The sequence below is a fragment of the Maritimibacter alkaliphilus HTCC2654 genome, assembly GCF_000152805.1.
Lineage (GTDB): Bacteria > Pseudomonadota > Alphaproteobacteria > Rhodobacterales > Rhodobacteraceae > Maritimibacter > Maritimibacter alkaliphilus.
This window is the reverse complement of sequence record NZ_CH902578.1, coordinates 3,381,357-3,393,238: the sequence shown is the minus strand read 5'-3', so window position 1 is coordinate 3,393,238 and position 11,882 is coordinate 3,381,357. Positions and strand designations below refer to the sequence as shown.

The window sequence follows — 11,882 nt, the reverse complement described above, 5'->3', positions numbered from 1 at the left end:
AGCCCCGCACCGTTTCGCCACCCTCAAAGGCTCGCGGCCCAGTCCCAGTAAAGCTCGCGGACCCGGCGCGTGACGGGGCCGTGCTGATACATGGTCCCGTCGAACTCGATGACGGGCGTCACCTTGTTGAGGTTGCCCGACAAAAACACCTCGTCCGCGGCCCTGAAATCGTCGAAGCTCAGGACCGCCTCGTGCACCGTGACGCCGTCCGCGCGCAGGTTCTCGATATGGCGGGCGCGGGTGATGCCGGACAGGAAGGTGCCGTTGGCGATGGGCGTGAACACCTCGCCGTCCTTCACCATGAACACGTTCGCGCTCGCGGTTTCGGCCACGTTGCCCAGCGCATCGGCGACGAGCGCGTTGGTGTAGCCCTTGGCGCGGGCCTCGGCCAGCATCCGGGCGTTGTTGGGATAGAGGCATCCGGCCTTGGCGTTCACCACGGCGTCCTCCAGCACGGGGCGGCGAAAGCGCGTGGTCGTCAGGGTCATCGACGCATCCGGCGCGGCCATCGGGATTTCCTCCAACGCCACGGCGAAGCCGGTCGCGGACTGGTCGGGCAGAATGCCGAGGTAGCCGCCCTCGATCCCCCAATACATCGGGCGGATATAGACAGCGGCGTCCTTGGGATAGAGCGCCAGACCTTCGCGGACGATTTCGAGCATTTCGTCCACACCGACCGTCGGCTTGATCATCAGCGCCTCGGCCGAGGCATTGACCCGCGCCAGATGGCGGTCGAGGTCCGGGGCCATCCCGTCGACGAACCGTGCACCGTCGAACACCGTGGTGCCCAGCCATGCGCCATGATCCCCGGCCTTCATCACGGGCACGTCGCCCTCGTGCCATGTGCCGTCGAAATAGGTGCGCAGATTGGTCCCGGTCGCCATGTCGTTCTCCTTGATTTCGCGCGACCCTATGCCCGGCCTTTCCGAAGGTCCAGTCGGACAAAAAAGCGCCCCCGGTGGGTAGGACCGGGGGCGCGAGGATGCGCGCAGGGGAATGGGTAGGGACAGGCGCGCGGCCCATGTCATCCCCACCGGGTCGGGCCGGGAATCGCGGGCAGGCTCACCCTAGGGTCGGGCTGATTCCGTTTTGTGACAGGTCAGGTCAAAGACGGACGATCCGCGCCCCGATCCGGGCCAGCCCGTCATCCACGAGGGCCGTTTCCTCGGCGGCGAGCCGTTGATGGCGCGGATAGACCGGGGCGGCGCGGTCATCCAGCACGGGCGCGTGCCAGCCTTCAGTCGTCTCGAAGAAATGGTCGACGCCGGTTTGGCCGAACTCGGAATGAAAGCCCTGAATGACCACGTCGAGGTAGGACATGAGGATCGGGTGATCGTCGCCGGGCACCGGATAGGTGGCGAGGTCCACCGCATAGATCGCGATGTCCAGATCACGGGCCATGGGGTGCGTGACCGCGTGGCTCGCATCATGGCGGGCATAAGCCCCTTCGCGTTCGTCGAGCGCGGCCCAGTCGGCTCCGGGCACCGAGGCGATCAGCCCGTCGATGTAATCGTCGGGCGCGGGCACGGCGGAGAGCAGGCAGCGGTCGAACCGTTTCGAATGGCGCCACGCGCGCCGCCATCCGGTCACGCGGGCCGGGTGCGCTTCGGGGTAGGCATGGGTCCGCCGGTTCACCAGCGAGCCGTAGCCGAAAAAGAATGGGTCGGACATGGCGGCACTGTTTGCGCGAACGGGACGGAAGGCAAGTCTTGACCCTGTGCAATGCGTCGGTAACTTGGCCGCATCCACGTTGGGAGAATCTGGCGCCCGCCTGACCGGGACCAGTGCCGAAGGAGCAACCGCCCCGGAACCTCTCAGGCTTCAGGACCGCGTGGACGACAGCACTCTGGAGAGTGGCGCATGGGCGCCCGCCGAAGGGATAACGATCTCAGGCGAAAGGACAGAGGGGGCATCGGGCGGGCCGGATCGGCCCCGCGATGCCGGGCGCGTCACCCCGGTGGATTGGGAGCCGGGAACGCATGGGCGACTTGAAACGAACACCGTTATTCGATCTGCACGTGGAGCGCGGCGGCAAGATGGTGCCCTTCGCGGGCTGGGAAATGCCGGTGCAATATCCGCTGGGCGTGATGAAGGAACACCTGCACACCCGCGCCGCCGCCGGTCTGTTCGACGTAAGCCATATGGGTCAGGTGATCCTGCGCTGCGACCCCGCCGCGCTGGAGACGCTGGTGCCGGTCGATGTGGTCGGGCTGGCCGAAGGGCGGCAACGCTACGGGGTCTTCACTAACGCGGCGGGCGGGATCATGGACGATCTGATGCTCGCCAATCGCGGCGACCACCTGTTCCTCGTGGTGAATGCGGCGATGGCGGATCAGGACATCGCCCACCTGCGCGCGCATCTGGGCGATGCGGTGGAAGTTATCACGGATCGCGCATTGCTGGCGCTTCAGGGGCCGAAAGCCGAGGCCGCACTTGCACGGATCGCACCTGACGTGGCCGGGATGCGGTTCATGGACTTGGCTGTCATCCCCTCGGACTACGGCGCGCTTTGGGTCTCACGATCCGGCTATACAGGCGAGGACGGGTATGAAATCAGCGTGGGCGAGGCGCAGGCCACCGCGCTGGCCGAGGCGCTGCTCACGATGGAGGAGGTCGAGCCGATCGGGCTGGGCGCACGGGATTCGCTGCGGCTCGAGGCCGGGCTGTGCCTTTACGGCTCCGACATCGACACGACGACGACCCCCATCGAGGCCGGACTTGGCTGGGCGATCCAGAAGGTCCGGCGCACCGACCGAACGGACTTTCCCGGCGCCGCCACCATCCTCGACCAGATCGAGAACGGCGCGCCGCGCAAGCGCGTGGGCCTGCTGCCCGAAGGTCGCGCCCCGATGCGCGCGGGCACGCAGCTTTTCGCCAGCCCGGACGCGGGCGATCCCATCGGGTCCGTCACCTCGGGCGCCTTCGGCCCGTCCATCGAACGGCCCATGTCGATGGGCTACGTTCCCACCTCATCCGCCGCCCCCGGCACGACGCTTTTCGGCGACGTGCGGGGCAAACGGCTTCCCGTGACGGTCGCGCCCCTGCCCTTCCGTCCCGCCACCTTCAAACGCTGACCAACAGGAGAGACGCGCATGAAATATACCGAAGAACACGAATGGCTCGATGACGTGGACGGGATCGTCACGGTCGGCATCACCGCCCACGCCGCCGAGCAACTGGGCGACATCGTTTTCGTCGAATTGCCCGAAGTGGGCACCGAAGTGACCAAGGACGACGAGATCGTGGTGATCGAAAGCGTCAAGGCGGCGTCGGACATCCTAGCCCCCATCGACGGCGAGATCGTCGAGATCAACGAGGCCATCGTGGAAGAACCGGGCAAGGTCAACGACGACCCCGAAGGCGAAGCGTGGTTCTTCAGGATCAAGCCGTCCGAGCCGGAGCAGATGGACGACTATATGGACGAGAACGAATACAAGGACTTCATCGGGTGATCGACGGCGGTCGCACCGACCGGGCGGAACGCTTCATCGCCACCTCGCCCGAAGAGGTCTGGGCGGCCCAGACTGACCCGGACCGGCTGGTGCGATGGCTACCGCCCGACGATGCCACGATGGAGGTATTGGCGTTCGACCCGACACCGGGCGGCGCGTATCGCCTGCGCCTGACCTTCACCGAGACGGGCGTGGGCAAGACGCAAGCCGATACGGACGAGGTGCACGGGCGCTTCGTCGCGCTCGACGAGCCGACCCGCATCGTGCAGGAGGTCGACTTCGTAAGCACCGACGACGCTTACGCGGGAACCATGTGCATGACGTGGGACCATATCGCCGCCGCAGGCGGGACAAAGGTATCGGTGACCGCCAAGAACGTGCCGCCGGGGATCGACCGGGCCGTGCACGAAGCCGCGCTCGCCTCGTCCCTCGCGAAACTCGCCGCCGAGGTGGGGGGATGACGGTCATCCGCATCGTGCCCAACCTGCCCGCGACCGACCCGGTCACGCTGGCCCGGTTCTATGCCGAGGTGTTCGACCTCGACGTTCCGATGGACATGGGGTGGATCGCGTTCCTGCAAAACGACCAGTCCCACCAGATCGAACTGCACACCGCCAGCGAGGGTGGATCGGGCACCGACATGCCCGTCATCTCGATCGAGGTCGACGATTTCGCCGCCACGCTCGACCGCCTGAACGCCCGCCAGATCACCCCGTCCTATGGCCCCGTCGATGAGCCGTGGGGCATTCGCCGCTTCTACTTTTCCGACCCCGAGGGCAACCTCGTGAATGTCGTGACCCATATCAATTGAAGGAAACCGATATGACCTTCACGCCCACCGGCTACGACCCCTACGACTTCGCGAACCGCCGCCACATCGGCCCGTCGCCCAGCGAGATGGACGAGATGTTGAAAGTGATCGGCGCCGACAGTCTGAACGCGCTGATCGACGCGACGATCCCGAAAAGCCTGCGACAGGACGAACCGCTCGACTTCGGCGCGCCCCTGTCCGAGCGCGAGATGCTGCATCGGATGCGCGTCACGGCGGGCGAGAACGAGGTTCTGACATCGCTCCTCGGACAAGGGTATCACGGTACGGTCACCCCGCCCGCGATCCAGCGCAACATCCTTGAGAACCCGGCGTGGTACACGGCCTATACGCCCTATCAGCCGGAGATTTCGCAAGGACGTCTCGAGGCGCTTTTGAATTATCAGACGATGATCTCGGACCTGACCGGGCTGGAGGTCGCCAATGCCTCGCTTCTGGACGAGGCGACGGCCTGCGCCGAGGCGATGGCGATGGCACATCGGGTGGCCAAGTCGAAGGCGACCGGGTTCTTCGTGGACGAGAACTGCCACCCGCAGAACATCGCCGTCATGAAAACCCGCGCCGCGCCTTTGGGGATCGAGGTGATCGTGGGCGACCCCGATACGCTCGACCCCGAGGCGGTGTTCGGCGCGATCTTCCAGTATCCCGGCACCAATGGCGAGGTGCGCGATTTCACGGGACAAATCGCCGCCCTGCACGACGCGAAGGCCATCGGCATCGTGTCGGCCGACCCGCTGGCCCTGACCGTGCTGAAGGAACCCGGCGCGATGGGAGCCGATATCGCCGTCGGCACCAGCCAGCGGTTCGGCGTGCCCATGGCCTATGGCGGCCCGCACGCGGCTTACATGGCGACCAAGGACGCCTACAAACGGTCGATGCCGGGGCGGATCGTGGGCGTGAGCGTGGATGCGCGCGGCAACAAGGCCTATCGCCTGTCGCTTCAGACCCGCGAACAACATATCCGGCGCGAAAAGGCCACGTCGAACGTCTGCACCGCGCAGGCGCTTCTGGCGGTCATGGCGAGCTTTTATGCCGTTTTTCATGGGCCGGAAGGGTTGAAGGCCATCGCGCAGAGCGTTCACCGCAAGGCGCTGCGCTGTGCCAAGAAGCTGGAACAGGCCGGGTTCGAGATCGGGCCGGGTGCGTTCTTCGACACCTTCACGGTCGAGGTCGGACTGCTTCAGAAAGGCGTGCTCCATGCGGCGCGGTCTCAGGGTGTGAACTTGCGCCCGGTCGGAAAGACCAAAGTGGCAATCACGATGGACGAGGCGATCCGCTCCGCCACCATCGAAGCGGTGTGGCGCGCCTTCGGGATCGAGGCCGAGGACGATCCGTCGGACACGGATTACCGCCTGCCGGACTCGATCCTGCGTGACAGCGATTACCTGACCCATCCGGTCTTTCACATGAACCGGGCCGAGACCGAAATGATGCGCTACATGCGTCGGCTGGCCGACCGCGATCTGGCGCTGGACCGGGCGATGATTCCGCTCGGCTCCTGCACCATGAAGCTGAACGCGGCGGCCGAGATGATCCCGATCTCGTGGCGCGAATTCGCGATGCTGCACCCGCTAGCGCCCGAGGATCAGGCGCGCGGCTATCACAGGCTGATCGAGGATCTGAAGGCCAAGCTCTGCACGATCACCGGGTATGATGCGATGTCGATGCAGCCCAACTCCGGCGCGCAAGGGGAATACGCGGGGCTTCTGACCATCGCCGCCTATCACGCGGCGAACGGGCAGGATGAGCGCGATGTTTGCCTCATCCCGATGAGCGCGCATGGCACCAATCCGGCGAGCGCGCAGATGGTGGGAATGAAGGTGGTGGTCGTGAAATCCGCCGAGAACGGCGACATCGACCTGGACGACTTCCGCGCCAAGGCCGAAGCGGCGGGCGACAAGCTGGCCGCGACGATGATTACCTATCCCTCCACCCACGGCGTGTTCGAGGAAACCGTGCGCACCGTCTGCGCCATTACGCATGAACACGGCGGGCAAGTCTATATCGACGGGGCGAACTTGAATGCGCTCGTGGGTCTTGTGAAGCTGGGCGAGTTGGGGGGCGACGTGAGCCACCTGAACCTGCACAAGACTTTCGCGATTCCGCATGGCGGCGGCGGCCCCGGCATGGGTCCGATCGGGGTAAAGGCGCACCTTGCGCCGCATCTGCCCCCCGATCCGTTCAAGGGCGGGATCGGTGCAGTGTCGTCGGCGCCCTATGGGTCGGCCAGTATCCTACCGATTTCCTGGGCCTATATCCTGATGATGGGCGGCGAGGGGCTGACACAGGCGACGCGGGTCGCGATCCTGAACGCGAACTATATCGCGGCGCGGCTGCGCGGGGCCTACGACGTGCTCTACAAGGGGCCGACCGGCCATGTCGCGCATGAGTGCATCATCGACACGCGGCCCTATGCCGAGAGCGCCGGGGTCACCGTCGACGACATCGCCAAGCGCCTGATGGATTGCGGCTTCCACGCGCCCACGATGAGCTGGCCGGTGGCGGGCACGCTGATGGTCGAACCCACGGAATCCGAGACCAAGGCCGAGCTCGACCGCTTCTGCGACGCCATGCTGGCGATCCGCGAGGAAATCCGCGACATCGAAGAGGGGCGCGCGGATGCGGAGGCGAACCCGCTGAAACACGCGCCGCACACGGTCGAGGATCTGGTGGGCGACTGGAACCGGCCCTATAGCCGCGAACAGGGGTGCTTCCCGCCGGGCGCGTTTCGGGTCGACAAGTACTGGCCGCCGGTGAACCGGGTCGACAACGCCTATGGCGACCGGAACCTCGTCTGCATCTGCCCGCCGCTCGAGGATTACGTCGAAGCCGCCGAGTGATCTTGGCGCTGGTCAAAGCGCGCATCGGTTGCTACCCAAGCCGCCGGGGCAACCGAGAGCGGTCATGGCGCAGAAGACGAACGATCCGAAACTGACGGACTATTCGGTGACGGATGCTCTGGCGCTGATCGACAGGCGGTTCGGCAAGGACCGCCTGTTGCGTGATCTGTCGACGCCGACGGAACGGCTCGTCACCGCCTACTACCTGCAATCGCGTTGGGGCTACGAACGCTACAACCCCCATGCGGCGATGCACATGGCATTGTCGGATGACGGGAAATACACTCACGACGGGCTGCGGGCGCAAGCCGACACGGTCATCGCCGAGGCGCGGAAGATCGGGGCGAGACGCATCCTCGAACTCGGGTGCGGTCAGGCCTTCAACGCCCGCGTCATCGCCGAGGCCCTGCCCGAGGTCGAGGTGGTGGCGACCGACCTGATCGAGGCGCATATCACCAAGGCCAATGAACGCGGGGCGCATCTGCCGAATTTCCGCGCGGTGCGGTCGAGCTTTACCGAATTGCCCGACGATCTGGGCCAGTTCGACCTGATCTTCGCGGTCGAAACCCTGTGCCATTCGCCCGAGATCGACGCGGTGATCGAACGCATCAAGGCCCGGCTCGCCCCCGGCGGCACCTTCATGTTCCACGACGCGTTCCGCCGCACGGACTGGGAATCGAAATCGGACGATCTGAAAGAGGCGCTGGTCCTGAACGAACTGTGCCTTGCGGTTCCCCACGGCTATGCCGTCTGGGGCACGTGGGAGGATGCACTGGCGCGCGCCGGGTTCACCGACGTGACGACCGAGGACATTTCGATGCAGGGCCTGGGCACCTGTCGACGTCTGGGCCGGGTCGGGCTGAAGTTCCTGACCCAGTGGAAATACCGGCTGCTGCGCCCCTTCGTTCCCAAGCACCTCGCGCGCAATGCCGTCGCCGGGTTCCTTGGCATCTACATCATGTACGGCGGCGCGGCAGATCCGGCGAGCGAGAACGGCATAACGCGCTATGGTTTGATCCGGGCCGTGGGGCCTAACGCGGCCTGAGCGGGCGCGGCGGGGATACCAGAATCCTAGTTTTCTAGTATCCTAGTATTCTAGTAACCTAGGAATGACGTATTGCATCATGATTTCAATGCGTTAATCACGGACTTCCGGTCACCACCACCCCAAAACTCCCGCGTCCGTCAGCCCCGGCGCGCGAGTTTGGTGGGCCAGGACGACAACCCTTGCGCAACCGACATGAAAGCACGCTTGGCGACCCGCTTTTCGATGTCGGCATAGGTCGCGTTGCCCGCGAGCACCTCGAACAGGGACGAGCGCATCATGGTCGAGGTCCTGAGCTTTTCCTTGAAAAGATCGCGCATGGCGGAGCTATAGGCGATCACCCGCAGCCGCCGGACCTTTTCCAGATCGGTCTGGATATACTTGATGCGCGGGAAATAGGCGCGGTCGGCGCGCTGGGGCCGCCCCTCGTCGATCACCTGCGCGGCGGCCTCGGCCGCTTCGGCCCCGCTCTCGATGGCCAGTGCGATCCCCTCGCCCGTGATCCCGTCCACGAACCCGGCCGCGTCGCCTGCGAGCAGCACGTTGCCCTTGCCCGGCTTTTCCTTGAAATCGCCCAGCGGGATATGCGCGCCCTTGATCGTCACGCTGTCCGGGTCCACGCCCTCATGCGCCAGATAGCGCGCCATGCGTGCCTTGAGATCTTGATCCACCGACCGGATCGCGCCTAGCCCGATGGTGCGGCTGCCCGCCTTGGGAAAATTCCAGCCGTAGCCCCAATGCACGATGTCGAAGTCGATGGACATGAGCGCCTCGGGGTCGCAGCCGCCCGGTGCCTCGGTCTCGAATGCGAAGCCGATCTTGTCGGGGTCGTAGGCCGCGCCGAGGATGTGCTTGGCCACCGGGCTGGCGGCCCCGTCCGCGCCGATCAGAACTTTGTAGCCGATCCGGCGCCCGTCCGAGAGTTCCAGCAGGTTGTCGGCGTCATGGATCGTCTCGACCCGCGTGCCCTGCATGTCCACGGCGCCCGCCGCGACGGCGGCCTGTTGCAGCCAGTGGTCGAAATCGAGCCGGTAGGTGTAGGTCAGATCATAGGGCGCGTCGAAACGGTTCAGTTCCTCGCCATCCCATTTGAACGCCACCTGCCGCGAGACGAGATACATCTCGGGCGACATCTCCATATCGAAGACGCGTTTGACCGCCTTGTTGCCACGGGGGCTGATGAGCGCGCCGCAAAGCTTCGGGCGTGGGAACACCGCCCGGTCTATGAGGGCGACGCTGAGGCCGAGGTCACGGGCCCGTTTCGCGGCGGACGACCCGGCCGGTCCGGCGCCGATCACGACGACATCGAAATCCTGATCTGCCATGACATGCGCTCCGATCCTTTACCGGGCCTTGTTAGGCGAAAGGTCGGCGGCGGAAAAGGCCACCCCGCTCGTGGCGAGCCAGTTGGTGAACCGTGTCACTTTTTCGTCCATCGAACAGGTGCGCGGGTTTCGGTCTATCTCATCCTGATAGGCCAGACGCAGCGCGGTCTGCTCGTCCTTGGTGAGGTCTGCCCATTCGCGCATTTGCCGCCACTTGCCCCTTGAACCGTGATCCGCCCGGATACATATTCACTCCAAAGAATATTTACGAGGTCCGACATGACCAAACACGTCAAACTTACCTGTCTCGAATGCGGCAGCCTGAACCGTGCGCCCGAAGACAAGCTGGGCGCAGGCCCGAAATGCGGCACCTGCGGCACCAAGCTGATGGACGGCAAGGTGCGCGAGTTGGACCCGACGACGCTGGCCAAGGCCGCCAAAGCCGACGATCTGCCCTTGCTCGTCGATTTCTGGGCCCCGTGGTGCGGGCCGTGCCGGATGATGGCACCGGAGTTCCAGAAAGCGGCCCAGTCGCTCGCTCCGAATGTGCGGTTGGCCAAGATCAACACCGAGGAATTCCCCAAGGTGTCGATGAAGAACAACATCCGGGGCATTCCCGCGCTGATCCTCTATCAGAACGGTCGCGAAATCGCGCGACAGGCGGGGGCGATGCCCGCCAAGGGGATCGAGGATTTTGTGCGGTCGAAAGCCAAGGTCGGGGCGTGACACAGGCGGCGTTACCCGCTTGACAGCGGGGCCGGAAACCTCCAGATACCACCGCGTTGGGGCCGTAGCTCAGTTGGGAGAGCGCGTCGTTCGCAATGACGAGGTCGTCGGTTCGATCCCGATCGGCTCCACCAAATTCCCTTCATCGGCAATGTCGTGGCCCGGTTTGCGGCGCCCCCGTGTTTGACTCCGGGCGCGTCTCGTCGGACAGTCTCGGGACCAATTTTCAGACGAGGCGTTCCGATGACCCAATTGCCAATGTTTTATAAAAAGGTCGAGGCGCTCTCGACCGTGAATCATCGCAAGTTCCAGATTTCACCCGAGGCCGAGCCGTTCGGCTTCGCCCGTGAGGCGCAGTTGATCCCGGCGGTGTTCGACGAGTTCACGGTGGCCGCGCATGACCTGCCGATCGTGTTCGTGCCCACCGGCACCGGGTATACGCCGGTCTTTCTGTGCGGGCTGACCACGGGCCACAATCAGTTCGTGGATGCCGACGGGCGCTGGAACCGCCGCTACCTCCCCGCCTATCTGCGGCGCTATCCGTTCATTCTGGGCGAACAGGACGGGGCCGACCCGATCATCTGCGTGGACGCGGAGTTCCCCGGCTTCGCCGAGACCGATGGCGGCACGGCACTGTTTGACGAGGACGGCAAGCAGACCGATTTCATGGGGCGGGTGGTCACGCTCGTCACCGAATACGCGGCCTCGGCCAAGCGGACCGAAGCCGCGCTTGCCGTGCTGAACGAGCTGGCGCTGTTCCAGACGATCACCATCGAGGCGAAGGATGCGAACGGCAAGGTCACGACCAGCCTACAGGGCTTCGCGGTCATCAACGAACAGGCGTTGTCGGCCCTGCCGGACGAGGCGTTCCTGCGGCTGCGCGCGGCCGGTATCCTGCCCGCGATCTACGCGCATCTGATGAGCGTGTCGCTGACCCGTGTTCTCAAGGACGAAAGCGAAGCGCAGGCGGCCTGAGCTATTCGGCGGCGAGCTGCGCGGCGCCTTCGGGGTGTTGCGCGGCGAAGCGCCGGATGTAGTCCATCCCGAGCGTATCGCGGGTTTCGGCGGTCTTCACGAACACGCCGACGGTGTCGCCCCAGAAGTTGTCGGCGTGCCGCCGCGTGCGCGTGAGCCGTTTGGCCCGCGCCCTGTTCTTGGTTTCGTAATACGCGATGTGTTCGTCCGACCAGTCCGTCGTCGTTTCGACGCAGTCGAAGCCGGCCCATTTCGCCATCGCGAACATGCCGTCGCGATACCAGCGCCAACAGTCCTGCGGGTCGCGATGTTCCGGCCCGCGCGACGGCACGACATGCACCATCACACCGTCCAGTTTCAGCACCCGCGACATTTCGAGGAAGGTCAGCCAGAAGAACTCGTTATGTTCGAGCATGTTGCCCGAGATGACGGCGTCATACCTGCCGTCCTCGATTTCGAAACGCCAGGGGTCGTCCAGCACGATGTCGACGTTCGGCCCCGCCTTCATGTCCATGCCGTGATAGGTCCAGCCACCGTCCTCCCACACCTGGCGAAACCACGGGCGCTTGCCCACGGACCCGACGTCGAGGACGAGCCCCGGATCGCGTTCCGCCACGTGTTTGCGGAACGCCTTTTTCATCAGCGTGATCGTTTCCTTGTGCATCTGTCCGCCCGATCTTCTTGTCTTTT

Annotated in this window: 13 protein-coding genes, 1 tRNA gene and 1 riboswitch; of the genes, 9 read left to right on the top strand and 5 right to left on the bottom strand. The window is 65.0% G+C overall.

Annotation, left to right across the window (positions count from 1 at the left end; translation table 11 throughout):
- Nucleotides 1-23: 23 nt before the first annotated feature.
- Together RB2654_RS17640 and RB2654_RS17635 are read right to left on the bottom strand one after the other, a co-directional pair.
- Complete coding sequence (locus RB2654_RS17640; protein ID WP_008334354.1) at nt 24-884, bottom strand: branched-chain amino acid aminotransferase; 861 nt, start codon at nt 882-884, stop codon at nt 24-26.
- A 220-nt stretch (nt 885-1,104) separates the two neighbouring features.
- A complete protein-coding gene (locus RB2654_RS17635; protein WP_008334353.1) occupies nt 1,105-1,671 on the bottom strand; it encodes a gamma-glutamylcyclotransferase family protein in 567 nt (188 codons plus the stop codon).
- Nucleotides 1,672-1,740: 69 nt separating this feature from the next.
- Nucleotides 1,741-1,840, top strand: a riboswitch (glycine riboswitch).
- 139 nt (nt 1,841-1,979) lie between these two features.
- On the opposite strand from RB2654_RS17635, the gene gcvT reads away from it, so the two are divergent.
- The 6 genes from gcvT (at nt 1,980) to RB2654_RS17605 (ending at nt 8,166) form a co-directional block, all read left to right on the top strand.
- Complete coding sequence (gcvT, locus tag RB2654_RS17630; RefSeq protein WP_008334351.1) at nt 1,980-3,074, top strand: glycine cleavage system aminomethyltransferase GcvT; 1,095 nt, start codon at nt 1,980-1,982, stop codon at nt 3,072-3,074.
- 18 nt (nt 3,075-3,092) lie between these two features.
- Entirely contained in the window at nt 3,093-3,452 is a 360-nt protein-coding gene (gene gcvH / locus RB2654_RS17625; RefSeq protein ID WP_008334349.1) for a glycine cleavage system protein GcvH, read from the top strand.
- Nucleotides 3,449-3,913, top strand: a complete 465-nt coding sequence (locus RB2654_RS17620) for an SRPBCC family protein (protein WP_008334347.1) — start codon at nt 3,449-3,451, stop codon at nt 3,911-3,913. Before gcvH ends, RB2654_RS17620 begins: the two co-directional genes overlap by 4 nt.
- Nucleotides 3,910-4,263, top strand: coding sequence for a VOC family protein (locus tag RB2654_RS17615; protein ID WP_008334345.1), 354 nt, complete (start codon nt 3,910-3,912; stop codon nt 4,261-4,263). Before RB2654_RS17620 ends, RB2654_RS17615 begins: the two co-directional genes overlap by 4 nt.
- 11 nt (nt 4,264-4,274) lie before the next feature.
- Nucleotides 4,275-7,121 (top strand): aminomethyl-transferring glycine dehydrogenase, encoded by a 2,847-nt coding sequence (gcvP, locus tag RB2654_RS17610; protein ID WP_040885200.1) that lies wholly within the window; start codon nt 4,275-4,277, stop codon nt 7,119-7,121.
- 64 nt (nt 7,122-7,185) lie between these two features.
- Entirely contained in the window at nt 7,186-8,166 is a 981-nt protein-coding gene (locus tag RB2654_RS17605) for a class I SAM-dependent methyltransferase (protein WP_008334341.1), read from the top strand.
- A gap of 140 nt (nt 8,167-8,306) precedes the next feature.
- Here RB2654_RS17605 and RB2654_RS17600 read toward each other — a convergent pair whose 3' ends face one another.
- Nucleotides 8,307-9,491: a geranylgeranyl reductase family protein gene (locus tag RB2654_RS17600; RefSeq protein WP_008334338.1), complete on the bottom strand. Its 1,185-nt coding sequence runs from the start codon at nt 9,489-9,491 to the stop codon at nt 8,307-8,309.
- Nucleotides 9,492-9,509: 18 nt separating this feature from the next.
- The gene (locus tag RB2654_RS17595; RefSeq protein ID WP_008334336.1) at nt 9,510-9,695 is read right to left on the bottom strand and encodes a hypothetical protein; all 186 of its coding nucleotides are present in this window, start codon (nt 9,693-9,695) and stop codon (nt 9,510-9,512) included.
- A 75-nt stretch (nt 9,696-9,770) separates the two neighbouring features.
- Between RB2654_RS17595 and trxC the strand changes: the two genes are divergently transcribed.
- From trxC to RB2654_RS17580, 3 genes are all read left to right on the top strand, one after another.
- Entirely contained in the window at nt 9,771-10,217 is a 447-nt protein-coding gene (gene trxC / locus RB2654_RS17590; protein WP_008334329.1) for a thioredoxin TrxC, read from the top strand.
- Between the two features lie 58 nt (nt 10,218-10,275).
- Nucleotides 10,276-10,351 (top strand) — tRNA-Ala (locus tag RB2654_RS17585).
- Between the two features lie 124 nt (nt 10,352-10,475).
- On the top strand, nt 10,476-11,192 hold the full coding sequence (locus tag RB2654_RS17580) for a SapC family protein (protein ID WP_008334328.1): 717 nt from the start codon (nt 10,476-10,478) through the stop codon (nt 11,190-11,192).
- 1 nt (nt 11,193) lies between these two features.
- Here the strand turns inward: RB2654_RS17580 and RB2654_RS17575 are convergent, their stop codons facing one another.
- Nucleotides 11,194-11,856: a methyltransferase domain-containing protein gene (locus RB2654_RS17575; protein WP_008334327.1), complete on the bottom strand. Its 663-nt coding sequence runs from the start codon at nt 11,854-11,856 to the stop codon at nt 11,194-11,196.
- Nucleotides 11,857-11,882 lie beyond the last annotated feature (26 nt).